This is a genomic window from Streptomyces sp. SID5464 (assembly GCF_009862985.1).
In the GTDB taxonomy this organism is placed as follows: Bacteria; Actinomycetota; Actinomycetes; order Streptomycetales; family Streptomycetaceae; genus Streptomyces; species Streptomyces chartreusis_D.
Genome location: NZ_WWIQ01000003.1, coordinates 20970 through 44983 on the forward strand (window position 1 = coordinate 20970; position 24014 = coordinate 44983).

Below are 24014 nucleotides of genomic sequence, written 5' to 3' on the forward strand. Positions count from 1 at the left end.
GCGACCTTGCTCATCGCGGGCTTCTCGACCGGCTTGATGGTGATGGACATACGGACCACCTCATTCTCTGCGGAAAGAAGACCGGGGTTCCGGCCCGCAGGGAAACTTATGCAGAGCTGCGCATTGAATCAATAGCGGGAAGTGGAATTGGAGGCTCCCGTGGCTGGATGTAGCCAGCAAGATAGTTTGAGGTGGCACCTTTGTCGTAATTTGGGCCGCCTGCCGGGAAGGCATACTCACATGGTCTTGGCTCAAACAGGTGACTGACGGGAATGCTCAAATGCGTCGGGCCGATCTCACCCGAGAGTGAGATCGGCCCGGTGTACCCCGAGTGACGGCGTCATCCCCAGGTGGCCGAGTAGTACTGCCGATACGCCTTGCGGTCCTGCTCCGCGCGGATCCACCGGGTCGCCACCAGGGCCACGAGGCTGCCCGCGATGACCAGCAGGCCGGGGCCCACGTTGCGCGGGTCGGTGAGGCGGCTCAGCAGGCCCGACACGTCCTCCCCCGTGACCGGCGCCGAAGAGCCGGGCGAGGCGGCGCCCTGGGAGGCCGACGGTGCGGGGGAGGAGCCCGTGCCGGCACCGGCCTGTTTGGCCACGATCAGCTTGACGCCCAGCTCGGTCAGCGCCTTCGTCACGGGCTGGAAGAACGTCGTGCCACCCGCCGTGCAGTCCCCGCTGCCGCCCGACGTCACACCGAGGGCGATGCCGTCGGCGAACATCGGGCCGCCGCTGTCGCCGGGTTCGGCGCACACGTTCGTCTCGATGAGGCCGGTGACCGTGCCCTCGGGGTAGTTGACCGTCGCGTTGAGCGCGGTCACCTCCCCCTCGCGCAGCCCGCTGGTGCTGCCGCTGCGGAAGATCTTCTGCCCGACCTCCGCATCGGCCACGCCCGTGATCCGCACACCCTTGCCGTCACCGACCGCCACGACGTCCGCACCCTCGCCCGCGCGGCCGCTGTCGTACTTCACCAGCGAGTAGTCGTCGCCGGGGAAGCTGCCCTTGAGCGATGTGCCGACCTGTTCCCGGCCCCGGTCGTCGGCGAACCAGACGGAGCCGTCGGGTCCGCAGTGCCCTGCCGTGAGGATGTAGTCGGTCGCCCCGTCGGTCACGTTGAAGCCCGCCGAACAGCGCCCGGCGGTCGACAGGATCGGCTGCGCGCCGTTGACCCGCGTCGTGAAGGTGCCCTCGGTGCGCTCCATGCGCACGAAGCCGCCGATGCCCTCCGCGACGTCGGTCAGCCGGGACCAGTCGGAGGCGGAGACGGTGCTGTCGCCCCGGACCACCACCTCGTTGCTCTTGTAGTCCAGGGCCCAGGCGGTGCCGGGTACCCGGGGCGCCGAACGCAGCGTCGCCGTGGCGGACTTGAGGTCGCTCATGCTGTGGCGCACCATCTTCGCCCGCGCGCCGGCGCGTTCGACCTCGTCGGCCGCCTTCTCGTCCGTGACCGCGACGACCGGCCGGCCGGCGGAGTCGACCCAGCTGCCCGCCGTACGGGAGGTGCCGAGCCGGGACACGAGGTCGGTGCCCATGCTCGTGGCCGGCCTCGCGGCGTACGGTACGCCGATCGATGGGTCGGGGGGCTCGCTCGCCACGGCGCGTGTGACCATCGCTCCTCCGAGAAGGAGTCCGCCGACGGCCGCCAGCCGTGTCACTCGCCGGACGACCCGTCGTCGTGCGTGCCTCATGCATGGCTCCCGAACCCGAACATCACGGTGTGAACACCGCGGGGCACTCCTTGAGTTGAGTGCCCTCTTCCCATACGGGGCGCAGCCGTGCCGTGTTCAGCGCACGCGTGATCTCTTCACCGCCGGCCGGCGGCGGGAACGGTCGGATCCAGGTCCGCCGGGGCGGCGAGCAGGGCCCGGCTGCGCGGGTCGCCCCACACCGAGGCCGGATCGACGTATGGCCGCAGCAGCGCGGTGAGCGCGGGGTCCCCGCGTCCGTTCAGCTCATCGGAGGCGATCTTGCGGGCGATCCCGGCGAGGAAGTCCGCCACCTGCACCCGCGCGTCCTCGCGCGCGACGACCAGCCGCAACCCGGCAAGGCCGACCCCCGCCTGCCGGGCCGTCTCCTCGATCCAGGCGATGCGGTCCGGAGTCAGCATGTTCTGCCGGTCGTGCACCAGACGGACCGGCCGCCCGTCGCCGCTCCACAGCGCGGCCGTCCGGACGATCGCCGGCAGCAGCGGGTTGAGCACCGGGATCAGGGGCGGCCCGTCCAGGAACGCCGCCCGGTACGACACCGCGCGGGCCCGGGTCGCGGCCAGCCGCTCCAGGACCCCCGTCACGTCCGTGTCCGGACGGCCCCGCCGCAGGGCGTCGACCGTGTCGTAGAAGACCTCGACCGGGGCGCCCGGCTCCCCGTTGTTGCGTACCCGCAGCAGCTGGTTGGCCGCCTCCAGGAACGCCCGCCAGCCCTCCTCCCCGAAGGTCCGGCGGCCCCCGCGGAACAGGGCCAGGGCCGCGCCCGGGTCGCCCAGAAGCAGACCGACGGCCCGGTCCACCACGAAGAAGGACTTCTCCATGAGATGCACCCGCGCCCGCCCGTGGATCGGCCCGTCCGGCGTGAGCAGCCACTCCAGCACCGCGCGGTGCTTCTCCCGCAGCAGGTGGTTCGCCTTGTACTCCTCGGCCGGTGAGCGGATCCGGTCCCGGATCTCCCGCACGGCCGCCGCTGCCGTCGCCACGGACAGCGACATGCTGGCGTGCGCGAACACGTCCGTGTTCCCGCCGGTGAGGTTCTCGCCGTCCGACCCGGACTCGTCGCAGGCGATCTCCAGGAACGGGCCTTCGGCCCGTCCCCGCTCCCCGTACTCACGATTCCCGCTCACTGCACAGCCCCCTATCGTGTGCCCATGACCAGGATCCCGCACGAGACGTCCGGTGAACCGAATCCCCTGCAGGCCCTCACGCTCGACCAGCTCCGCCGCCGCACGAGCATGAAGTGGCGCACCTATCCCGAGGACGTGCTGCCGGTCTGGGTGGCCGAGATGGACGTGCCGCTCGCCGAGCCCGTCGCGCGCGCCGTCACCGACGCGCTCCACCTCGGCGACACCGGCTACCCCGCCGGCACGGCCTACGCGGAGGCGCTGGCCGCCTTCGCCGAGAAGCGGTGGAACTGGGACGGGCTCGCCGTGGAGCGCACCGCGATCGTGCCCGACGTCATGCTGGGCGTCGTCGAGATGCTCAAGCTGGTCACCGGGTACGGGGACGCGGTGGTCGTGAACCCGCCGGTGTACCCGCCGTTCTACCACTTCGTCGAGCACATGGACCGGCGCGTGGTGGAGGCCCCGCTCGGGGCGGACGGGCGCATCGATCTGGGCGTCCTGGAGGAGACCTTCCGGCAGGCGATGGCGGGTGGAGGACAGGCCGCCTACCTGCTGTGCAGCCCCCACAACCCGACCGGCACCGTGCACACGGCCGAGGAACTGTCCGCCGTCGCCGCACTCGCCGAGCGGCACGGCGTCCGCGTCGTCGCGGACGAGATCCACGCGCCGCTGGTGATCGGCGGCACCGACTTCGTGCCGTACCTCAGCGTGCCGGGCGCCGAGCGCGGACTGTCGCTGATGTCCGCCTCGAAGGCGTGGAACCTGGCCGGGCTCAAGGCCGCCCTCGCGATCGCCGGGCCCGGGGCCGGCGCCGACCTGGCCCGGATGCCCGAGGAGGTCGGGCACGGCCCGAGCCACATCGGCGTCATCGCCCACACCGCCGCCCTGCGCGACGGCGGCGCCTGGCTGGACGCCCTGCTGTCCGGCCTCGACGCGGGCCGGCGGCTGCTCGCGGACCTGCTGGCCGAGCACCTGCCCGCGATCCGCTACCGCCCGGGCGACGCCACCTACCTCGCCTGGCTCGACTGCCGTGCCCTCGGCCTCGGCGACGACCCGGCGGACGCCTTCCTGCACCACGGCCGGGTGGCCCTCAACTCCGGCCTCCCCTTCGGCACCGGCGGCGCCGGACACGTCCGCTTCAACCTGGCGACCTCGCCCCAGGTCGTCACGGAGGCGGTGCGGCGCATGGCGACGGCGCTGGAGTGAAGCCGAGGACGCGCTCGTACACTGCCTGCCATGGACGACAGTGCGCCGGCCGAACCGGGCGCGGGCAAGTACCTGCTGATCACCAGCTACCGCGGGAACGGTACACCGGTCGCCACCCCGGTCTGGGTGGTGCGCGACGGGAACGCGCTCGGCGCCTGGACGCCGGCCGACTCCTGGAAGGTGAAGCGGATCCGCAACCGCGCCGACGTCCTGGTCGGCCCCTGCGACCTGCGCGGCAACCCCACCGGCGAGCAGGTGCCCGCGACGGCGGAGATCTGCGACGCGGCCACCACCGCCCGCTACCGGAAGCTGATCGCCCGCAAGTACGGCCTCGTCGGCCGGCTCACGCTGCTCGGCAGCCGGCTGCGCCGGGGCCTGGACGGCACCGTGGGCATTCGCATCACCCTCACGCGCTGACCCGACCTCGGCAAGCGCTTTCGACGTCGGGGAGTGGACGGCCCGTCCCCGGGACAGACCACCTGTCATGAGCCGAAATCCCGTCCTGCGCGCAGCCGTCGTCGGCACGGGCCACCGGGCCCAGCTGTTCACCCGGGGCCTCGCCGAACGCCCCGGCCACCTCGTGGCCGCGCTGTGCGATCCCAGCCCGACCCGGATGGCCTTCCACAACCGGCTGCTGACCGAGGCCGGCGCACCGGCGGCCACCCCGTGGGAGCCCGACCGCTTCACCGATCTGCTCGCCGAGGAGGGCATCGACGAGGTCGTCGTCACCACCGTCGACGCCGAGCACGACCGCTACATCGTCCCGGCCCTGAAGGCGGGCTGCCGCGTCGTCACCGAGAAGCCGATGACCGTCGACGCCGAGCGCTGCGCCCGCATCCTCGACACCGTCCGCGAGACCGGCAACTCCCTGACCGTCGCCTTCAACTACCGCTTCAACCCCGTGCACGAGAAGGTCCGCGCCCTGCTCGCCGACGGCGCGATCGGCGAGGTGCTCTCCGTCCACTTCGAGTGGCTGCTCGACGTACGGCACGGCGCCGACTACTTCCGCCGCTGGCACCGCGAGAAGCGCAACAGCGGAGGCCTGATGGTGCACAAGGCCTCGCACCACTTCGACCTGGTGAACTGGTGGCTCGCCGACGAGCCCCGGGAGGCCTTCGGCTACGGGCGGCTCGGCTTCTACGGCCGCGAGGCGGGGGAGCGGCACGGACTGCGCCGGGAGTACGACCGCGCCCACGGCGCCGACCGGGCCGCCGACGACCCCTTCGCCCTGGACCTCACGGCCAACGACACCCTGCGCGCCCTCTACCTGGACGCCGAACACGACGACGGTTACCTGCGCGACCGGAACGTCTTCGACGGACCGATCACCATCGAGGACGACATGTCCGTCCTCGTGCGCTACGCGCGCGGCGCGACGATGACCTACCACCTGACCGCCTACTCCCCGTGGGAGGGCTACCGGGTGATGTTCAACGGCAGCGCGGGCCGGCTGGAACTGGAGGTCGAGGAGAGCCGCTGGCAACCGCCGCTGACCCGGGTCACCTCGACCGCGGGTGCCCTGCACGGCGACACGGCGGCCGAGCACGCGGGCGGCGCCCGCCTCACCCTGCGCCCGCTGTGGCAGCCCCCGGTGGACGTGCCGCTCGCGGTCGCCCACGAGGCCCATGGCGGTGGCGACCCGCGCATGCTCGACGCACTGTTCGGCCCCGCCGACCCCACCCGTCCGGCGGACACCGCGGCGGCGACCCACCCGACGGCCACCGAACGCGACGGAGCACTCGCCCTGGCGGTCGGTCTCGCGGCCAACCGGAGCTTCGAGACGGGGCGGCCCGTGCGCACCGGCGAGCTGGTCGCGGGCTGAGGGTCTGTCAGCTCCAGGCCCGGTACGGCTCGTCCAGCAACTGGAAGACCGGCTCGCCCCGTACCGGGTCCTTGGCCGTGGACAGGCGTACCCGGTCCCCGCTGTGGATGCCGATCGGCGGGCCCATCACCCGGCCGCGCACGACGAAGCCCTCGGCCATCTCGACCAGGGACACGTTGCGCGCGGCGGGCGTGTTGCGGTGCACCACCGTGGAGTGGCGCACGGTGCCCACGCCCTCGCTGCGCTCGGTCCGCAGCTCGCTGCCCCGGCAGACCGGACACAGCAGCCGGTGGAACATGGCGGTGCCGCACCAGGTGCAGCGCTGGAAGAGGATGGCATCCGTGTCCTGGCCCCTGGAGTCCAGCAGACCCGTCGCAGAGCCGGCTGCCTGTCGAGTGACGCTTCCTGAGTGGTGGTACACGCTGGTCAACTCCCTGCACTCGGCCGGAATCCGCGTGCGCGGTCACCCGCACACACGCGTGCGCGGTTCGCCGTGCCACCGTGCACGGACGACAGGGTATGGCACTCAGTGCCACTCGTAAAGGCACTCCGTTCCCTCAATGTGCGGACCCTCAGCGGCTCCCCAGCGTCGACTCGATCTCCTGCACGACCCGCCACAACGGCGCACCGCGTCGCGAGACGACGACCACCACGTCCTCGGGCTGCTCCCCGGCCGGGGGCACCGGCGTACCGCCGAACGCGGACTGCACGTAGGCCAGCGCGTGGTCCACCGTGGCGCTAGCCTCGCCCTGCCCGTCCGAACGCAGCCAGGAGCGCAGCGCGTTGTTGTGCGCCGCGACCACCGCCGCCGCGATCACATCGGCCTGGAGGGTCCCGTCCCGGCGGGCCGCGAAACGCCGCCGCAGATACTCGGCGAGGGCGCGCTCGTAGCGCCACACCACCGACAGTTCGTAGGCGCGCAGCCCCGGGACCTTCTTGGTAAGGCGGTAGCGCTGCACGGAGAACGTCGGGTTCTCGGCGTACATCCGCAGCACGAGCCGGGCCGCGTCGCAGACCCGCCGCACGGGTTCCTCGTCGTCCGTTCCCGCCGCCAGGAAGGCCGTCATGTCGGCCAGGCACCGCTCGTGGTCCGGGAAGACCACGTCCTCCTTGGACGGGAAGTAGCGGAAGAACGAGCGCCGTCCGACCCCGGCCAGCGCCACGATGTCGTCGATGGTGGTCTGCTCGTAACCCCGCTCGAGGAACAGCTGGAAGGCTGCCGCCACCAGGGCGTCCCGCATGGGCGGCTTTGCGGTCCCGGCGTCGGCTTTCTCGGAGCTCATGAGCGGGAACGTAGCACCCGGAAGGGCACGCATGGCACTCAGTGCACTACTGGGGAGGAACCGAGTTCCCTCTGAACCCGTGGCGCGGCAGCCGCGTATCTAGCGGCAGGACGATCCCCGAAGACGGGCGCCCCCGAGCCCGGACGGAAGGAGAACAGCGTGTCGACACCGTCCGAGCCCCGGCGGTCGCACGACGGCCCGGCCCTCGAACCCATCCGCGTCCTGCGGCCCCGCCGCACCGACGCACTGGCGGAACTGATGCGGGAGTACCGCGAGGAGCTGGGCTCCGCCCGAGGTGGCGACGAGCCCGGCCGCCACGAGCCCGGCCGCCACGAGCCCGACCGCCACGAGCCCGACCGCCACGAGCCCGGCGGCTACGGGTCCGGCGTACTGCCCCGGCGGCCGACGGGCTCCGAGGACCTGACGCAGGAACTCCCGCCCCTCACCCGCGGGAACGGCGATGGCCGTGCCGGGCCCGGATCAGGACCGCGCCGTGCCGCGGTCGCGGTGGCCGTCGTCGCGGCGGCGGTGATCGGCTTCGGCGGCGCCGCCCTGGTGCTCCCCGGACAGAACACCGACGACGACGCGGCCCCCGCGCCCCGCCCCACCCCGTCCGCTTCAGCCCCCGCCGCCACCTCCACACCTCGCCCGCCCGCCGCCGATCCCGACGGTCCCGGCACCCTCCGCGAGGGAGCCACCGGCCCCGAGGTGACCGAGCTCCAGGAACGCCTCCTGCGCATCCCGGACGTCTACCGGGACGGCTCCACCAGCGGCCGCTACGACCCCACACTGACCGCGGCGGTCGCCCGCTTCCAGCTCTGGTACGGCATTCGCGGCGACGAGACCGGCGTCTACGGCAACGACACCCGCCTCGCCCTGGAGTCCCGCACGGCACCGGGCACCGACTGACCCCGCCCCGGGATGGCACCCGCACCCCCGGCATGGTGAGGTGATTGATGTCGAGGAGAAGTGGCCGCGAGGGTTGAGGGAGTGTGTGGGCATGGCGGGCATGGACGCGTTCATCGGGCGGCTGGACCCCGACATGTGCGTCGTCACCGCCGTCGCGGGCGGTGAACGGGCGGGGTGCCTGGTCGGATTCGCCTCGCAGTGCTCGATACGGCCCGTGCGGTTCGTCGTATGGCTGTCCGAGGTGAACCACACCTTCCGGGTGGCCCGGAACGCCGAGGTGCTCGCGGTGCACCTGCTCGCACGTGAACAGCGGCTCCTCGCCGAGCTGTTCGGCGGGCGGACCGGCGACCGGACGGACAAGTTCGAGGGCCTCGCCCTGCGCGAGGCGTACGGCGGCGCCGTCGTGCTGGAGGACGCGCCGGCCTGGTTCGTCGGCCGGATCGTGACGCGCGCGGGCGGTGGCGACCACATCGGCTTCGTCCTCGACCCGGTCGAGTGGGGCTCGGACGAGGCGTACGACGGACCGCTGCTGCGCCTGTCCGGCGCCCACTCCATCGAGCCCGGGCACCCGGTCGACTGAGCCGGGCCCCGCCTCCCGAACCTCCACGCCTCCCGAACCCTCGATGCCTCCGAGCCGTCTACACCTCTCGAACCGTCGGAACCCGGACGTCCACGACGCACACGTCGTCCCGCCGCTCGTCCGGCAGCAGCCGCGCGAGCAACGGCCCGAGCGTCCCGGGCCCGTCGGCGTGCGGGGCCGCCACGGCCTCGGCGAGACGCTCCAGGCCCCGGTCGATGCTCTCCGGCGGGTGCTCGACCAGACCGTCGGTGAACAGGATGAGCCGGTCGCCCGGTTCAAGACGGCACTCCGCCTCCTCGAAGACCGGCGTCGTGGTCGCGCCGAGCAGCATGCCTCTCGGGCGGCTGAGATACCGCGCCTCGCCGTCCCGCACCAGCAGGGGCGGAGGGTGCCCGGCCTGGGCCCAGACCAGACGGCGCTCCCGGGGGTCGTACCGGGCCAGCACCATCGTGGTCGTCGCGTGGGAATCGCGGGAGTGCAGCAGCAGCGTGTTCAGCCGGGCCAGGGCGCCGGTCAGTGACGAACCGGTGATGACCATGCCCTTCGCCGTGAAGCGGAGCTGGGCCATCGTGGCGACGGCGTCGACACCGTGCCCGGCGACGTCGCCGACCACCAGCAGCGCGTCCCCGTCGGGCAGTTCCACGGCGCTGAACCAGTCGCCGCCGACGTGCACACCCGACTGGGCGGGCAGATAGGCGACCTCGACGCGCAGTCCCGCCAGATGCACGGGCCGGTTGGCCAGCGGCAGCAGGGCGTGCTGGAGCCGGGAGGCCAGGGTCCGCTCGGCCTGGAGCACGTCGTGCTGCGTGAGGATCGCCTGCTCGCTCTCGACCAGGGCCAGCTCCGCCCGCCGCCGGGCGGTCATGTCCTGGATGACACCGTGCACCTCGACGGGCGTGCCGTGCATGTCGGCCACGGCCTCGGCCACGAGCCGCAGATGCCGGATGCCGCCGCTCGTCCTCACCCGGAACGGCAGGTCGAACGCCCGCCCCCGCCGTACCAGTTCACGGACCGCGCGGGTCAGCGCGGGCGCGTCCTCGGGCAGCGCGAGCTCCGGCATCCCGGTGAGCCGCACCGGGCCGAGCCCTGGGTCCCGGCTGAAGATGGCGAACACCTGGGTCGACCAGGAGGCCTCCTGGGTGGCCAGGTTCCAGTTGGCCCAGCCGAGGTTGCCCAGCCGCTGGAGATCCGCCAGCCGCTGTTCCTGCCGGTCGGAGGAGCCGTGCCGGATCCAGCTGACGACCAGCGCTTCCTCCAGCCGCGCCACCCGCGCCGAGTACGTGGACAGCGCCGCGATGTCCGCCACGACCTCCTCGTGCGCGAACGGTTCACTCTCGTACGGCTCCCCGGTGGTCAGGGTGTGCAGACAGCCCTGCCACAGCGGCTCCTGAGCCAGGGCGGGCCGGAACTCCAGCAGCCGCCGCCCGGCCAGCTCCTCACCGGGGCGGCCCAGCAGGTCACCCGCCCGCGCGGTCGCCGCCTCCACCCGGAAGTCCTCGGTCTCGCCCGACGCGGCCCGCAGCGGGCTGAGCAGCATCGCCGCGATCGGCAGTGCGTCGAACAGCGCCTGCACCGCGTCCGTGGCGGCGTCCTCGGTCCGCTCGGGCGGTGCGTCGAAGGCCCGGAGCCGGCCCGCGCACAGCCCTGCGACGCCCCGCAGATGTGCGCGGTCGCGGGGCGTGAACGACCCGGCGCGGCCGCGCAGCACGCCGATGCAGACCCCGCTCGGGCCCGAGGCGAGCACGGGCAGCCAGGCGCGCGACCGCCACCGCTCGGGCGGGTCCCCGATCAGCAGGTCCCGCCGCTCGTCCGAGGCGAGGTCCTCCAGCCAGCACGGTTCGCCCGTCCGCAGCGCGTCCAGCGCCGCGATCCCGCTCAGCGGCGGCACCTGGCTCCACTGGGCGGCCAGCCGATCGTCGATGCCGGCGTGCCCGATCAGTTCGAGTCCGCCGTCCGGCCTGTGGGCGTAGATCATGACCGCGTCGGCCGCCATGTCGGGCGCGAGATGCTCCAGCAGGCATCCGGCGAGGTCGTGCGGCGTCACCACCCTGACGAGCGTCTGCCCGAGGCGGGCCAGGGCGGCGGAGACGTCGTCCGGCGCGGCCGTCTCCACCAGGGTGTCGAAGCCGGAGCCGGGGGTGCCGGGGCCGAGGATGCCGTCGCCGTCGCGCCCGGTCGCCTCGCCCGGGCCGGGAGCCGTGGGCGCCAGAGAGCCGAGCGTGATCCAGCACTCCTCCAGCAGGGTGTGGCGCGCCGCCTTGGCCCGCTGGAGCAGCCGCTCGTCCGCGGCGTCCGCGGAGCACCCGGTCAGCGCCATCACGGCGCCCTTGGCCCGCTCCACGACAGCCGACGTCGCCGCCTGGTCGCGCAGCCGGTCCAGCTCGGCGCGCTGCCGGGCGACGATCTTGGCCAGTTCGACCAGGTCCGGTGCGCCACCGGGCTCCGCCGGTGTCACGGGCTCGCTCGTCACGGGTTGAGCATCGCACACCCGGGCCGTTCGGAAGACGGGCTTGTACGCACGGGCCGCTCCCGCTTCCCGCCGGCCACACCCGTCCCTTCAGCCCCCAGGGCCGTCAATGGCCGTCGCGCTGGTACAGCCACAGACGCAGCAGCCGGCTGAGCCCCGGCATCACCAGATACGTCAGCACCGGCAGCAGTACCAGCGGGAACACGGCGGCCCGCAGCGGCAGCGGCCAGCCGGTGGTGTGGGGTGTCACCAGCCACTGGATGAGCAGGGTGAAGGGATAGGCGCCGAGGAACGTCGTGAGGACCATCTTCCACCGGGGCGGGGCCTGCACGGTGGTGCCGGGCAGGCTGAACCAGGTCTCCATCCCGGTCGTCGACTGCCGTTCGCTGCTGACCTCGGTCGCGATGTCCTCGATCCGCCGGTGCCAGTGCGCGCGCTCCTCTGACTCCAGCCAGGCGGCGAGCCGGTGCTGGTCGGACCAGCGCAGCACCGCGTGGTAGCGGTGGCCGTCCTCGGGAGTGAGCCAGGAGACGCCCTCGTTGCCCGGGAACTGTCTGGCGCAGCGCGTGATGCCGCGCGTCCACTCCTCGAACTGCCGCTCCCGGCCGGGACGCACCTGCCAGGTCAGAACCGTGGTCACCGGCTCGCCGCGCCGGACTTCGGTGGTGCTCATTCCCTCACGGGTGCCACGCACGGGGCGGGGCATGCCCATCACGGTCACGGCTGGCGGTTGGCCTCCACCAGCGCCCGGGTGACCGCCCGGACGCTGCGCGCGATGTGCTGCAACTGCATGACCTCGGCCGCGTACAGCTTGATCGTGTGCTCGATGACGCCCTCGTGCAGACCGAGTCCCGGCAGGTCGGCGCGGGCGGTCTGGAGGGCGGTGCGGGCCACCCTGAGCTCCTGCTGGACCTGGATCTGGGCATGCCGGGCGAGCAGGACGGGATGGCGGATGAACACGGGGTAGCCGGCGTAGCGCGCGGGCACCAGCTCGCGCAGCCACTTGGCCGCCGAGCGCTCCCAGTCGTAGCTCCCGGGGGTCTTGACCTGGCAGGGCCAGTCCGGGCTGATGCGCGTGGACGTCAGGGGCATGATCATCGCTTCCGGGTGTGCGGCGTCGTGAGGGTGGACGACGGGTCGGGGCGGCCCCGGCCTAGGGGATGACCGGGGCCGCCACGGACACCCGGGACGCCGAAGCGGGTAGGAGCCGGCCCCTCGGGTGCGGAACGGATCCGGAACGGCCGGGTCGCGATCCGTGAGCAGTATTTATATATGCCATCCGGTTTTCAAGCCGCATGAAAACATTCATGCGCGCTTTGTTGTGGATGGTCCCCTCGTGCGGTCCTGTGTGCCTGACGCCGTCTGACGCGTGCCGTTCAGTCGGGGAGCCAGACGCGGAGTCAGTCGCGAAGTCAGTCGCGGAGGAAGAAATGGTGCTGGTCGGCGACCTGTTCGTACTCCTCCAGCCGGGCCTGCGTCCGTTCCGGGTCCGCGTCCGTCATGGCCTGGAGCAGCGCCGAGCACATCACGCCCGGGGCGGCGTAGGAGTCGAAGACCAGGCGAGATCCGGTCCCGATGGCGAAGGCGACGTCGGCCTCGTCCGCGAGCGGCCCGAGCGCCAGGTCGGTGATCAGGGCGACCTTGAGCCCGGCGCCCCGCGCCACCCGGACGGCCGTCAGGGTCTCCTGGGCGTGCCGGGGCATGGAGAACGCCAGCACCCAGGTGCCGCCGGCTTCGCGCGACTGGAGCAGCGCGTCGTAGGCGACGCTGCCACCCCGTGTCACGAGCCGGACGTCCGGGTGGATCCGGCGGGCGGCGTAGGCGAAGTACTCGGCCAGCGAGACGGAGATGCGCAGGCCGAGGACCGTCAGCGGGGTAGAGGACGACAGCTTGCGGCCGATGTCGATCACCAGGCTCGGGTCGGCGAAGTCCCGCCGCAGGTTCTCCAGGTTCTCGATCTCGGCGTCGACCGCCGCCTGTAGCTCGTTGCCCTGGTTCTCCTCGGCCGGGCCGCCGCCCGCGAGGGTGCCGAGCGCGATCGACTGGAGCTTCTCCCGCAGCGCCGGGTAACCGCTGAAGCCGACCGCCGAGGCGAACCGCGTCACCGAGGGCTGGCTCACGCCGACACGGTCGGCGAGATCCGTGATGGACAGGAACGCCGCCTCGGTGATGTTCTCGATCAGGTACTGGGCGATGCGCCGCTGGCCGGGGGACAGCCGGGGCCGGTCGAAGAGCGCTCTGAGCTGGGCGGACGGGGAGACCTCCGCTTCGGGGTCGGCCTTCCCCGAGGTGATCGCGGATGCCTGTGCGCGTGCCTGCTGCGGCGATGGCACCGGTTCGCCTCCTTCGTCTCCCAGGGACGTTCAACATAGCTCACGCACCGTGGTGACCAGGGCTTCTTCGCACAGCACATGAGGTGCCCGGCAGGTGGATACCCGGACGCCGGGCGGGAACCCGCCGCGGCAGAAGATCCCGACACGACGGACGAGGAGCCATCGTCATGACCGTCCCCGAGGAGAACCGGCCGAAGACGCAGACCACGGACGAGGTCCTGGAACACCAGGACGAGAACCGGCCTCGGCCGCCGGGCGCCACCGGCCGCACGATGCGCGAGGCCCTGGAGGAGGCCGAGGTGCGGCCCGACGACTACGACGAGCATTGACACGCTCCAGCCACCGCAACCGACCCGACGACGCTTCCGGCAGGTGAGACCGCATGGGCGCACTGAGTGCGCTGGAGGAGACACTGGAAAACCGATGGGAGGCCCTGTGGGCACGGGTCCTCGACAAGGAGCCGGTCGAGGTCCTCGACGCGCTTCGGCACGAGTGCGACGACAACGCCGTGGTGTGCCGGGCGGGCCGTGTCATGGTCCCCAACGCCTACGACGTGGAACTCGCCGACGAGGTGCACGACCAGCTGACGCGCCACGGCACCAGCGTGGGCCAGGCCCTCACCGACAGCCTGTCCCGCCACGCGGAACGCAGGGGCTACGAGTTCGCGGGCCCGCTCGCGGTCCACGTCGCGAGGTGCCCGGAGGTACCCAATGGCCGTTACCGCGTGGCCAGCCGCGTCATGCAGCACGTGAGCACGGACGGGTTCTTCCACGCGACCCATTGACCCGCACAGACACACTGGGCCGGCGCTTCGACGGCGATGGATCGTGATCGGGTGCCCGGCGTCGTCGACGGGGCGGCTGGAGATCCTGCGACAGCGGCGGCGGGACGGCGGGAGTGGTCCGGAGGTCCCTCATGGACCCACTGTGCATCCGCTCCCGCCGCCCGGGGCGTCACCGCTTCACGAGTCGGACCGACAGACCCTCAGCCGTGTGAACGGGCACGGCCCGCAGCGTCGTCGAGTCCAGCTCGACACGGTCGAACCGGCCGCGCAAGGACGGGGCCGACAGGACCGGGACGGTGGTCCCCGCGACCGGCGGCCGCTCGGCGTCGAGCCGCAGCGACAGCACGCTGCCCCGGCCCAGCAGCACGCGCCGGCTCACCGTGAGCGCCGGGCCGTGGTTCCTGCGCAGCAGCAACTCCAGCGTCGACTCGCCCTCCTGGACGTACGAGCCGCGCACCCGCAGGACCTCGTCCGCCCGCAGCGTGCCGCCCGTGACCCGGACGTCGCCCTGCCCCAGGGCGCCCGGTGACGCGGCGACCAGCGTGCCGTCCTCGACGACGGTCCCGCCGTGGTACCGGTTGTGGCCGGTCAGCCTGAGCGTGCCCGTGCCGCGCTTGGTCAGACCGCCGTCGCCCTCGATGTCGTTGCGCCAGCTGTCCGCCGCGTGGAAGCCACCGGCTGCCGCGTCCAGCGTCACCGTGACGTCGGTGTCGAACGCGCCGTATCCGTCCGCCGCCGCGAACAGGTTGAGCCGGCCCCACTGCTCGAAGCCGTCCAGCAGGACGTACCCGGAGGGCAGCGCGGTCGTGCGCAGCACCTCGCGGCGCTGGGCCGCGCTCAGGTACGGCAGCCGTGTCTCCAGCAGGACCTCCGCGCCCTTCGGCACGGTGAGCGGCTCCTTGCGTCCACGGCGGGGCAGGACGTACGTCGATCGGGCCCGGACCGCCCGGGCGTTGGCCTCGCGGTCGGCGTAGGCGTCGTCGGCGTCCGAGTGGGCGTAGGCGTACAGCGTGTCCGGTGTCGTGCCGGTCTTCTCGGTGAAGTAGGCGAGGGCCTGGGCGCGTGCCGCCGCCTTGAGTTCCGCGTTGGCCGGGTCGGCCAGCGTCGCCGCGGTCAGGGCGGTCGCCATGATCCGGCCGCCGATGACGTCGACGGTGGAGTGCATGCCCGACATGATCCGGGTGTGGCTCAGCTCGAACGCCCGCGTCACCAGTTCCTGGAAACGCTCGGGCACCGCGTACGCGTAGGCCAGACCGGCCAGATGGAAGGCGTTGGTGTGGCCGCTCGGGAACCCGCCGTCCTCCTGAGGGGTCTCGGAGCGCTGGCGCAGCAGTTGCGGGGCCACGATTACGTCCGAGTCGTACACCGGGTAGCCGAGGGCGTCCTTCGTCCCGGTGTCGACGACCTCGCTGTCCTCGTTCATCCGCCACGGACGCGGGTACTGGAAGGTGAACTTGGCCGGGTTGCCCGAGGCGAACGGCCCGCGCACGGTGTCGACCAGCTTGGCCACCGTGCCGAGGTCCGAGTCGTAGGAGCCCGCGCCGAGCGCGGATCCGGCCGGGGCGTCGGCGGGCACGGCGTCGTTGATCTTGCCTGCGGGCGTGCCGTCCGGGGCGCTGGTGATCGACGTGACCGCCTTGGCGCCCGACCTGTACAGGCCGGCGAGCGGGCCCAGGCCGCCGATCATGGCGTAGCTCTGGTGCTGGCGGTCGTAGAGGAAGGCCTCCTTCGCCTGCGCCTCGGTGCGCGACGTGGTGATCCGGGCGCAGTAGCGCATGTTGGCGCGCAGCACCTCGCGGTCCAGGACCCGGCCGGTGTCCCAGGCGTCGCCGGTCTTCCACACCTGGGACATGCCGCCCAGGATCCGGACGACCGCGTTGGTCTCGGGGGTCTGGTTCGTCAGGACGTTCGACTTGTAGTCGTCGACGAACGCGGCGGGGCCCGTGGCGGCCTTCGCGTCGGCGGCGGCGAGCCACGTGGCGAAGGCCGGCGCGGCCAGCACGCCGGCCGAGGCGCCGAGGGAGGTCTTGAGGAAACCGCGCCGGTCGACGGATGCGGTGGTGGACTGCCCGGCTGGTGACGGCATGCTGTGCCTCTCTTGAGTTCTGCGACGGGGGTCTGCGACAGAAGTTCTGCGGCGCGGTCTTCGGCCGTGCGGCCGGGGGACGAGCGAAGATCTACGGCCGTGTTGTGACCCTTCGGAGAGGGGTCGGCCACGAGCCGGTGTCCGGAGCGTGAACGGCGACCGCCCGGCTCACAGCAGCGAACGGGCCAGCGCCACCGCGCCCTCGACCGGCGGCACGCGCAGCGGCTGCGGCCGGGCCGCGGGCAGGGACCCGGCGAGCGCGGAGGTGAACGCCTCGTACAGGGCGGGCTGGGCGAGGACCGTGCCGCCCGCCACCACCACGTCGTCCACCACGACCCCGCGCCCGGCGAGCCGCACGACGAGTGCGGCGAGTGCCCTGCCGCCCTCGGCGATCACGGCCCGGGCGAGCGGTGAGCCCGCGTCGGCGGCGGCGAACACCGCGGGGGAATGCCGGCCCCACTCGGCGGAGACGTCCGTGGCGGCCTCCAGCGCGGCGCCGAGCGCGGGCACCTCGGTCACGCCGAATGCGGCGACCAGCCCCTCGGCCAGCGCGTCGGGCTCCTCGCCGCGGTCGTGCGCCGCCCAGACGGCCCGCGCGGCCTCGCGGACGAGCCCGGCCGCGCCGCCCTCGTCGCCGAGCACCGCGCCCCAGCCGCCGACCTGGACCGGACCGCCGTCGGGCAGCCGGCCCACCGCGACCGAACCGGTACCGGCGACCAGTCCGACGCCCTTGTCCAGTCCCGCTGCGGGGACCAGCAGCTCGGCATCGCCCACGACCAGCGCGGGCACCGCGAGCCGCTCCTGAAGCGCGGTCCGGATGGCTTCGCACTGGCGTGGTGTCTCGCACGCGTGGCCGCCCACGGCGACGGCGGACGGGCGCCCGTCCGCCGGCAGGGCGTCGCGGACCAGCGCGGCCAGCCGGTCGGCCGCGGCCCCGGGCTCGTGCGGCCGCCAGCCCGCACTGCTGCGGACACGGTCGACGACGCGTCCGCCGCCCCCGAGGGCGCGCAGATGCGTCTTCGTTCCGCCCACGTCGATACCGACCACGTAAGGCGTGGAGTCCTGCACGGGTCCTCTTTCGTCGGTGCGCGGTCACGGCGAACGGCAGGCGAACCGTGCGTGACCACGCCAGTTGAAGAGGTGAGGAAGCCCCGGGACGGGCTTCTGCGGGTCACGGCAGGCGAGTACCGTGAAGTTCGTTAGGAAGTTAACTAACGAAGTAGGGTGCGTCAAGAGGCACGGAATTCCCGATGCCGCGCGATCCTTGCCGCCGCCCTGCCCGGCCGCAGCACGACCTGGGGAGACCATGCACCTGAGTGAGAGTGCCCGTGTGGTGTTCGACGTACTGGCCGGGACGGGCACGGCCACCCGCCCCCAGCTGGCAGCCGGTGCGGGCCTTTCCAAGCCGACCGTCTCCTCCGCCGTGGCCGAGCTCGAAGCCGTCGGGCTCGCCGCCCACTCCGGCAGGGCCTCCGGCGGCACCGGCCGCAGCGCCGCGATCTACCGTCTCGGCCCGGCCGCCGGCGCCGTGCTCGCGGTCGACCTGGGACCGGCCGTGACCCGGGTGCGCGGCTGCGCCCTGGACGGCACCCTGCTCGCCGAGGGCACCGGCTCCCGCCCGGACGCGGCCGACACCGTCCGCAAGGTCCTCGACGCGCTGCCCGCCGGGGCCCCGCTGCGGGCCGTCGTCGTCGCCGTCGGTGATGTCACCACACGGGACCGGGAGGGCGCCGGGGAGCGCCCCGCGACCGCCAAGGCCGGGCCCGTCTTCGACGCCATGGCCGTCGCGCTGCCCGAGGGCGTCCCCGTCCACCTGGAGAACAACGTCAACTGCGCCGCCCTCGCCGAACTGCACGAGGGCGCCGCCGTCGGCCGCGACACCTTCGGCTACCTGCGCATCGGCGTCGGCATCGGTCTCGCCGTCGTCATCGGCGGCCGGGTGCTGCGCGGCGCGAACGGCGCCGCCGGTGAGGTGGCCCGGCTGCCCTATCCCTGGGACGACGACCGCGCCCCGCGCCACGAGGGCCTGGAGCAGCGCATGGGCTCGCGCACCCTGCTGCGCCGGGCGGCCGAGGCCTGGCAGGACACCGACGGACCCCGCCCGCGCACCGCCGAGCGGCTCCTCGCCCTAGCCGGGCAGGGGCATGCCACGGCCGGTGCCGTGGTCGCCTCGCACGCCGCCGACGTGGGCCGGCTCGCCGCCGCCGTCGCCGCCGTACTGGACCCCGGACTGATCGTGCTGGGCGGCGGCACCGGCGCGGACCCGCAGCTCCTGCCCGGTGTGCGGGCCGAGCTCGCCCGGCTGGCCTGGCCGACCGAGGTGGTCAGCAGCGTGGTGGGTGACACCGGCACCGTTGCGGGCGCCAGCAGGCTGGCCGTGGCCCATGGAATTCAAACCGTGACCGGAGCTGTACGGGCGAAGCATTGACGGCTGCGCCATCGGTCTGCCAATGTCCGGACAAGCGCTTTCTGAGCCGGTCGGGACACTGGCTCCGGGTGAGCCTCCCGCCCGTACGCGAAGTACGGCAGCCGCACGAGGGCGTGCTCGTGCGACGTCGGCCGTCATGGCCGGGGACCCCACCCGTCAAGGCGACGCGGCCGGGCGAGGCCGTGCCCCCGGAAAGCGAAATCCTCTGCAAAATGCACCCGTGCCGCCTCGGCTGGCGCCGTGCTTCTTCCGCTACGACGAAAAGGGACTGAAGATGACCAGTGTGGGTGTGCGGCGCTCCCGCCGACTCGGCCGCGGCGGCATACGCCGCGTTGTTCCCCTCGCTGCCGTGGCCACGGCAGGTGCCCTTCTGCTCTCCGCCTGCGGGTCGGGGTCCGACTCGGGCGGGAACGCCAAGTCGCTGACGTTCTGGATCTCCACGGTTCCGGGGCAGGACGCGGGCTGGAAGAAGATGGTGGCGCAGTACAAGAAGGAAGCCGGCGTCACCGTCAACATCGTCAACATCCCCTACGACGGGTACCCGACGAAGCTGCACAACGCCGCGCAGGCGAACTCCCTGCCCGATCTGGCGGCCGTGCCGGCGCTGGACCCGATCTGGGCGAACAAGCTGATCGACCTCAGCTCCATCGCCAACAACAAGAGCAACAAGATCAACGCCAACTTCGTCGCCAAGGACTCGTCCGGGAAGGTGCTGTCCATCCCCTCGGACATCACCGCGTCCGGCCTGTTCATCAACAAGTCGCTGTTCAAGAAGGCCGGCGTCTCCTTCCCGACCTCGCCCCGGAAGACCTGGACCTGGACCGACTTCATCAAGGCGGCGGACAAGGTCCGGGAGAAGACCGGCGCCAAGTACTCCCTGACGTTCGACCAGTCGCCGTCCCGGCTCCGCGCCATGGTGTACGAGCTCGGCGGGAAGTACGTCCACGCGGACTCCTCCGGCAAGTTCTCGGTGGACGCCGCGACCAGGAAGGCCGTGAAGCGCTTCGTCGGGATGAACGACGACAAGACCATGCCGAAGTCGGTGTGGACCAGTGGCGCCGACCCGTCGGCCATGTTCCAGAGCGGTGACGTGGTCGCCTACTGGTCCGGCGTGTGGCAGGTTCCCGCCTTCGCGGAGAGCATCAAGAAGTTCGACTGGGCGAGCGTCCCGACTCCCGCCGAGCCGGTGCAGGCCAGCGACGTCAACAGCGGCGGCATGATGGTCGGGTTCAACAACAACGACGCCGCGGCCACCGCCGCTAAGAAGTTCATGTCCTGGCTGTACGAGCCGGCCCACTACCAGGCGCTGTGTGAGGCGTCCGGGTTCCTGCCGGTCGAGAGCGGTCTGAACCCGAAGTACCCCTTCAAGTCCGAGGCGGCGCAGGCGGCGTTCAAGCTGTACAACGAGTCGATCCCGCTCTACGCCCCCATCTCCGGCTACTTCAACACCGCGCAGACGCAGTGGGTGCTGAAGGGCAAGAGCCTTCCCGAGGACCCGACCAAGACGGAGCTCGGCAAGGCGATCAACGGCCAGCAGTCGGTCGACAAGGCGCTGGACAACATCGTGGACGTCTACAACCAGCAGGTCGGCGGCTGAGCGCAGGCCGGCAGGCCCGGGCGGCGGGGTCGAGACACCGCCGCCCGGCCGCGGACCCCCGCGTGATGCCGGGCTCTGGCCTGAGCCCACAGGACCCCATTTCCACCAGCACGGAGTCAGGAAGATGACCAAACGCGCCCCGGACGTGTCCGCGAGCCCGCCCAGGAGACGCAGTAAGTACACCCTTGCGCCGCTCGTCCTCATCGCGGCCAATGTCGTGCTCTTCGCGCTGTTCTTCGTCTGGCCTGCGGTGATCGGGCTCGTCTACTCCTTCACGAACTACACGGGCGTAGGGGTGTTCCAGTTCGTCGGACTGGACAACTACCAGAACCTGTTCGGGGACTCCACCTTCTACGACGCGCTGAGCCGGACGCTGCTGTACACCGTGCTCTTCGTTCCGCTGAACTTCGTGTTCTCGCTGCTCATCGCCAACGTGGTGGTGAGCAGGCACGCCAAGGGAGCGTCGGTCGCCCGCGTCATCTTCTTCATCCCGTGGCTGCTGTCGCCCATCGTCGTGGGTGTTCTGTGGCGGTGGCTGTTCGGTGAGAACTTCGGACTGGTCAACTACATCATCCACGAACTCGGCGGGCACGCCGTTCCGTGGCAGTCGAACGCGGACCTGTCGCTGCTGGTGGTGGTGATGGCGGCGTCCTGGGCCTGGACGGGCTTCTCGATGCTGCTGTTCATCGCGGCGATCAAGAACGTACCGGTGTCTTACTACGAGGCCGCCTCGCTCGACGGCGCCGGCCCCTGGCGCCAGTTCTTCAACATCACGTTGCCGAGCATCGCGCCCACCTCGTTCATCGTCATCCTGCTCAACACGATCAACGCGATGAAGGAATACCCGGTGTTCGTCGCCCTCAACAACGGCGGACCCGGAACGTCGAACAACCTGATGGTCCAGTACATCTATGAGACCGGCTTCAAACGGGGCCAGATCGGCTACGCGAGCGCCGCGTCGTTCGTGCTCATGCTCATCCTGATGGCCGTCGCGATCATCCAGCTGATCGTCAACCGGCGGGTGGAGAACCGATGACAACCACAGACATGCCACGGCCGGTCGACGCCGATCGCGGACGGGCCGTCTCCAAGAAGCGGCCCCGCGGCGCGGCCACCGGCGGGCTCCGGCGGGCGGTGCCCGCGACGACACTGCTGTGGCTCCTGGCCTGCCTCTACGGGCTGCCGGTGCTGTGGTTCATCCTCAGCTCCCTCAAGCCGGCCAGCGACCTGTTCTCCTATCCCCTGACGCTGGTTCCGCACAACCCCACCCTGTCGGGTTTCAGGGCAGCGTGGGACAGCGCCAACTTCTCCCAGTACTTCATCAACACGACCATCGTGTGCGTGATCACGACGATCCTCACGGTGGGCGTCAGCTGCTGCACCGGGTACGCACTGGCCAAGTACGACAACAGGTGGCTCAAGGCCTTCTTCCTCTGCATCCTGGCCACCACGATGCTGCCGGGCGAGGTCATGCTCGCCCCGGAGTTCCTGGTGGTCCGCGACCTCGGCCTCTACAACTCGTTCGCCGGCATCATCCTTCCGGCCGTGCTCACCGCGACCGGATGCTTCATGTTCCGCCAGTTCTTCCTGACGGTTCCCGACGAACTCGTGGAAGCCGCCCGCATCGACGGCGCCCGCGAACTGTCGATCTTCGTGCGGATCATGGTGCCGCTGTCCCGGCCCATCATGCTGACCCTCGCCATCCTGTCCTTCCAGTGGCGGTGGAACGACTACATCTGGCCGCTTCTGATGCTCAACGACCCCAACAAGTTCACCGTGCAGATCGGCATCCAGAGCATCGTCGGTGCGCAGAACATCAACTGGTCGGTACTGCTCGGCGCATCGGTCATCTCCATGATCCCTCTGATCGCGATCTTCCTGGTCTTCCAGCGCTACGTCATGGGCGCCGACATCAATGCCGGACTGAAGGACTGAGCTTGCCCACCACGCTCGATCACGAGTTCGTCCGGTCGGTGGCCCGCGCCGCCGACCGGTCGGCCGCCGCGCTGGCGGCCGGCCCCGACGAGGAACCAGCCGGTGTGGCGCATCGTGGTCTGGCGCGGCGGGTGAAGACCCTGGTCGCGGCATACCGTTTCCCGGACTCGGCACTGCACGGCAGCCGGCAGGCCGTCGCCGCCGCGATGACGCACCTGCGGGCCCTGCGGGCCGTGCAGACGCCCTCCGGTCTCTTCGCGGGCGGCGACAACGTCCAGTCACCGCCCGACTCCGCGTTCACCGTCAACGACGTGTGCGACGCGTACGTCCTCGCCGCCGACGCGGGACCGGAACTGGGCGAGGTGACGGCCGCGCTCGCCGAGATCGCCGGCGCCGCCACCGCGAGTCTCCTGACCGGTGGTGTGCACACCCCGAACCACCGCTGGGAGCTGAGCGCGGCGCTCGCCCGTCTGCACCGGTCGTTCCCCGACGACCGGCTGCTCGACCGCGTCGAGGAGTGGCTCGCCGAGGGCGTCGACATCGACGCGGAGGGCCTGTACTCGGAACGCAGTGCCGTCTACGCGTCCCTCGTGACCAACCCGTCGCTGCTGTTGCTGGCCGAGGTGCTCGGGCGTACCGACCTGCTGGACGCCGTCGAGCGCAACCTCGCCACGACCCTGGACCTGATCAGGCCGGACGGCACGGTGGAGACCGTCCACTCGCGCCGCCAGGACCAGAGGCTTTCGTTCCCGCTGTGGCCCTACCTGCCGCACTACCGGCTGCTCGCGATCCGCACCGGCCGGGGCGACTTCGCCCGCGCGGCCCGCCTGGCGGCCGCCGACGGCATCGACGACCCCGACCTGCTCGCCCAGACCCTCCTCACCCCGGATCTGTGCCGCGCCCTGCCGGCCCCGGACGCGGAGAAGCTCCCGCGCGACCGGTACCTCCCCACCGCACGCCTCGCCGCACACGCCTCGGCCACCGCGCACACCGTGGTCTACGGCGGCTCCGACGTGCCCGAGCACCGGCGCATCCGCTCGGGCCTCGCCTGCAACCCCACCTTCCTGCGCCTGTTCGCCGGTGCCGCCGTCCTCGACGCGGTCCGCCTCTCGCGAGGGTTCTTCGACCTGGGCCCGTTCCGCGCCGCCGACATGGAACAGCTCGCCGACAACCGGTACCGGCTCACCGAAGCCCTCACAACCGCCTACTACCAGCCGCTCCCGAAGGACCGCAGGCGCGACGACGGCGCCTACCGTCTGGTGGACGAGGGCCGCTTCTCCGCGGCGATGGCTTTCCCCGACCGCCCTCAGGACGAGGTCTCCCACACGACCCGAGTCGAGGTCGACCTGAGGGAGGACGGGGCCGACCTGCGGATCGACATCAGCGGCCCACCGGTGCCCTGGGCCCTCGAACTGACCTTCCGGCCGGGCGGCGTGACCGAGGGCGCGGTACCGATCGGCGACGGACGCTGGTGCCTGACGACCGGGCCGATGACCTACCGGGTCGGCGACGACGAGATCCGGGTCGAGGTCGGCGTCGAGGCGGGCGAACCGCTCGCAGGGCCCGACCGGAGCGACGTACTGCGGTACGACCCGGGGCAGGACTACACCGTGGTGGGCGGCACCGACGCGACGACCGGGAACCGTGTCTACCTCGGTGGACTGGGGCCGCAGACCCTGACCGCCGCCCTGCGCGCCCGCCGGCCCGCACCTACCGTGTGACCCCGACGAACCACGCCATGGCCACTCCAGG

The 24014-nt window shown here is 71.9% G+C and carries 22 protein-coding genes; 12 read left to right on the plus strand and 10 right to left on the minus strand.

The annotated features are described in order from the left end of the window. Positions 1 to 340 precede the first annotated feature (340 nt). Positions 341 to 1690: a S1 family peptidase gene (locus GTY47_RS02315; RefSeq protein WP_040902940.1), complete on the minus strand. Its 1350-nt coding sequence runs from the start codon at positions 1688 to 1690 to the stop codon at positions 341 to 343. Between the two features lie 116 nt (positions 1691 to 1806). After that, the gene (locus GTY47_RS02320) at positions 1807 to 2835 is read right to left on the minus strand and encodes a hypothetical protein (RefSeq protein WP_010037998.1); all 1029 of its coding nucleotides are present in this window, start codon (positions 2833 to 2835) and stop codon (positions 1807 to 1809) included. A 24-nt stretch (positions 2836 to 2859) separates the two neighbouring features. On the opposite strand from GTY47_RS02320, the gene GTY47_RS02325 reads away from it, so the two are divergent. The 3 genes from GTY47_RS02325 to GTY47_RS02335 all read left to right on the plus strand — a co-directional run bounded on the left by GTY47_RS02325 (position 2860) and on the right by GTY47_RS02335 (position 5860). After that, positions 2860 to 4038: an aminotransferase class I/II-fold pyridoxal phosphate-dependent enzyme gene (locus tag GTY47_RS02325; protein WP_010038005.1), complete on the plus strand. Its 1179-nt coding sequence runs from the start codon at positions 2860 to 2862 to the stop codon at positions 4036 to 4038. A gap of 30 nt (positions 4039 to 4068) precedes the next feature. Further along, the gene (locus GTY47_RS02330) at positions 4069 to 4455 is read left to right on the plus strand and encodes a PPOX class F420-dependent oxidoreductase (RefSeq protein WP_010038007.1); all 387 of its coding nucleotides are present in this window, start codon (positions 4069 to 4071) and stop codon (positions 4453 to 4455) included. 67 nt (positions 4456 to 4522) lie between these two features. Further along, a complete protein-coding gene (locus GTY47_RS02335) occupies positions 4523 to 5860 on the plus strand; it encodes a Gfo/Idh/MocA family oxidoreductase (RefSeq protein ID WP_010038009.1) in 1338 nt (445 codons plus the stop codon). A gap of 7 nt (positions 5861 to 5867) precedes the next feature. On the opposite strand, the gene GTY47_RS02340 is transcribed toward GTY47_RS02335, so the two are convergent. Next, positions 5868 to 6281 (minus strand): zinc ribbon domain-containing protein, encoded by a 414-nt coding sequence (locus tag GTY47_RS02340; RefSeq protein ID WP_010038011.1) that lies wholly within the window; start codon positions 6279 to 6281, stop codon positions 5868 to 5870. Positions 6282 to 6432: 151 nt separating this feature from the next. After that, positions 6433 to 7143, minus strand: coding sequence for a TetR family transcriptional regulator (locus GTY47_RS02345; protein ID WP_078602790.1), 711 nt, complete (start codon positions 7141 to 7143; stop codon positions 6433 to 6435). 159 nt (positions 7144 to 7302) lie between these two features. Here GTY47_RS02345 and GTY47_RS02350 point away from each other — a divergent pair, with 159 nt between their 5' ends. Then, the gene (locus GTY47_RS02350; protein WP_010038015.1) at positions 7303 to 8052 is read left to right on the plus strand and encodes a peptidoglycan-binding domain-containing protein; all 750 of its coding nucleotides are present in this window, start codon (positions 7303 to 7305) and stop codon (positions 8050 to 8052) included. Positions 8053 to 8143: 91 nt separating this feature from the next. Further along, positions 8144 to 8632, plus strand: coding sequence for a flavin reductase family protein (locus GTY47_RS02355; RefSeq protein ID WP_010038019.1), 489 nt, complete (start codon positions 8144 to 8146; stop codon positions 8630 to 8632). A 58-nt stretch (positions 8633 to 8690) separates the two neighbouring features. Here GTY47_RS02355 and GTY47_RS02360 read toward each other — a convergent pair whose 3' ends face one another. The 4 genes from GTY47_RS02360 to GTY47_RS02375 all read right to left on the minus strand — a co-directional run bounded on the left by GTY47_RS02360 (position 8691) and on the right by GTY47_RS02375 (position 13432). Then, positions 8691 to 11102, minus strand: a complete 2412-nt coding sequence (locus GTY47_RS02360) for a SpoIIE family protein phosphatase (protein ID WP_010038021.1) — start codon at positions 11100 to 11102, stop codon at positions 8691 to 8693. Between the two features lie 103 nt (positions 11103 to 11205). Continuing rightward, a complete protein-coding gene (locus GTY47_RS02365) occupies positions 11206 to 11772 on the minus strand; it encodes an antibiotic biosynthesis monooxygenase (protein ID WP_040902955.1) in 567 nt (188 codons plus the stop codon). A gap of 44 nt (positions 11773 to 11816) precedes the next feature. Then, complete coding sequence (locus GTY47_RS02370) at positions 11817 to 12197, minus strand: hypothetical protein (protein ID WP_010038025.1); 381 nt, start codon at positions 12195 to 12197, stop codon at positions 11817 to 11819. 314 nt (positions 12198 to 12511) lie between these two features. After that, entirely contained in the window at positions 12512 to 13432 is a 921-nt protein-coding gene (locus GTY47_RS02375) for a MurR/RpiR family transcriptional regulator (RefSeq protein WP_010038027.1), read from the minus strand. A gap of 167 nt (positions 13433 to 13599) precedes the next feature. Here GTY47_RS02375 and GTY47_RS40070 point away from each other — a divergent pair, with 167 nt between their 5' ends. Both GTY47_RS40070 and GTY47_RS02380 read left to right on the plus strand, forming a co-directional pair. Next, positions 13600 to 13761 (plus strand): hypothetical protein, encoded by a 162-nt coding sequence (locus tag GTY47_RS40070; RefSeq protein ID WP_173937338.1) that lies wholly within the window; start codon positions 13600 to 13602, stop codon positions 13759 to 13761. A gap of 53 nt (positions 13762 to 13814) precedes the next feature. Continuing rightward, positions 13815 to 14216: a DUF3662 domain-containing protein gene (locus GTY47_RS02380; RefSeq protein WP_010038028.1), complete on the plus strand. Its 402-nt coding sequence runs from the start codon at positions 13815 to 13817 to the stop codon at positions 14214 to 14216. Between the two features lie 169 nt (positions 14217 to 14385). On the opposite strand, the gene GTY47_RS02385 is transcribed toward GTY47_RS02380, so the two are convergent. Continuing rightward, complete coding sequence (locus GTY47_RS02385; protein ID WP_010038031.1) at positions 14386 to 16302, minus strand: phosphatase PAP2 family protein; 1917 nt, start codon at positions 16300 to 16302, stop codon at positions 14386 to 14388. 168 nt (positions 16303 to 16470) lie between these two features. Beyond that, on the minus strand, positions 16471 to 17370 hold the full coding sequence (locus GTY47_RS02390) for a BadF/BadG/BcrA/BcrD ATPase family protein (RefSeq protein ID WP_010038033.1): 900 nt from the start codon (positions 17368 to 17370) through the stop codon (positions 16471 to 16473). A 238-nt stretch (positions 17371 to 17608) separates the two neighbouring features. Between GTY47_RS02390 and GTY47_RS02395 the strand changes: the two genes are divergently transcribed. The 5 genes from GTY47_RS02395 (at position 17609) to GTY47_RS02415 (ending at position 23983) form a co-directional block, all read left to right on the plus strand. Then, positions 17609 to 18730, plus strand: coding sequence for an ROK family protein (locus GTY47_RS02395; RefSeq protein ID WP_029181044.1), 1122 nt, complete (start codon positions 17609 to 17611; stop codon positions 18728 to 18730). 274 nt (positions 18731 to 19004) lie between these two features. After that, positions 19005 to 20327 (plus strand): extracellular solute-binding protein, encoded by a 1323-nt coding sequence (locus GTY47_RS02400; RefSeq protein ID WP_029181045.1) that lies wholly within the window; start codon positions 19005 to 19007, stop codon positions 20325 to 20327. Positions 20328 to 20451: 124 nt separating this feature from the next. After that, positions 20452 to 21363, plus strand: a complete 912-nt coding sequence (locus tag GTY47_RS02405; RefSeq protein ID WP_010038040.1) for a sugar ABC transporter permease — start codon at positions 20452 to 20454, stop codon at positions 21361 to 21363. Beyond that, positions 21360 to 22262, plus strand: coding sequence for a carbohydrate ABC transporter permease (locus tag GTY47_RS02410; protein ID WP_029181046.1), 903 nt, complete (start codon positions 21360 to 21362; stop codon positions 22260 to 22262). The genes GTY47_RS02405 and GTY47_RS02410 overlap by 4 nt, the downstream gene beginning before the upstream one ends. Positions 22263 to 22264: 2 nt before the next feature. After that, entirely contained in the window at positions 22265 to 23983 is a 1719-nt protein-coding gene (locus tag GTY47_RS02415; protein WP_010038043.1) for a hypothetical protein, read from the plus strand. The last annotated feature ends 31 nt before the right edge of the window (positions 23984 to 24014 follow it).

Coding starts and splice junctions, on each gene's coding strand:
- GTY47_RS02335 (WP_010038009.1), top strand. CDS start 4,523: ATGAGCCGAAATCCCGTCCTGCGCGCAGCCGTCGTCGGCACGGGCCAC.
- GTY47_RS02355 (WP_010038019.1), top strand. CDS start 8,144: ATGGCGGGCATGGACGCGTTCATCGGGCGGCTGGACCCCGACATGTGC.
- GTY47_RS02315 (WP_040902940.1), bottom strand. CDS start 1,690: ATGAGGCACGCACGACGACGGGTCGTCCGGCGAGTGACACGGCTGGCG.
- GTY47_RS40070 (WP_173937338.1), top strand. CDS start 13,600: ATGACCGTCCCCGAGGAGAACCGGCCGAAGACGCAGACCACGGACGAG.
- GTY47_RS02370 (WP_010038025.1), bottom strand. CDS start 12,197: ATGATCATGCCCCTGACGTCCACGCGCATCAGCCCGGACTGGCCCTGC.
- GTY47_RS02385 (WP_010038031.1), bottom strand. CDS start 16,302: ATGCCGTCACCAGCCGGGCAGTCCACCACCGCATCCGTCGACCGGCGC.
- GTY47_RS02330 (WP_010038007.1), top strand. CDS start 4,069: ATGGACGACAGTGCGCCGGCCGAACCGGGCGCGGGCAAGTACCTGCTG.
- GTY47_RS02410 (WP_029181046.1), top strand. CDS start 21,360: ATGACAACCACAGACATGCCACGGCCGGTCGACGCCGATCGCGGACGG.
- GTY47_RS02345 (WP_078602790.1), bottom strand. CDS start 7,143: ATGAGCTCCGAGAAAGCCGACGCCGGGACCGCAAAGCCGCCCATGCGG.
- GTY47_RS02325 (WP_010038005.1), top strand. CDS start 2,860: ATGACCAGGATCCCGCACGAGACGTCCGGTGAACCGAATCCCCTGCAG.
- GTY47_RS02395 (WP_029181044.1), top strand. CDS start 17,609: ATGCACCTGAGTGAGAGTGCCCGTGTGGTGTTCGACGTACTGGCCGGG.
- GTY47_RS02400 (WP_029181045.1), top strand. CDS start 19,005: ATGACCAGTGTGGGTGTGCGGCGCTCCCGCCGACTCGGCCGCGGCGGC.
- GTY47_RS02405 (WP_010038040.1), top strand. CDS start 20,452: ATGACCAAACGCGCCCCGGACGTGTCCGCGAGCCCGCCCAGGAGACGC.
- GTY47_RS02380 (WP_010038028.1), top strand. CDS start 13,815: ATGGGCGCACTGAGTGCGCTGGAGGAGACACTGGAAAACCGATGGGAG.
- GTY47_RS02365 (WP_040902955.1), bottom strand. CDS start 11,772: ATGAGCACCACCGAAGTCCGGCGCGGCGAGCCGGTGACCACGGTTCTG.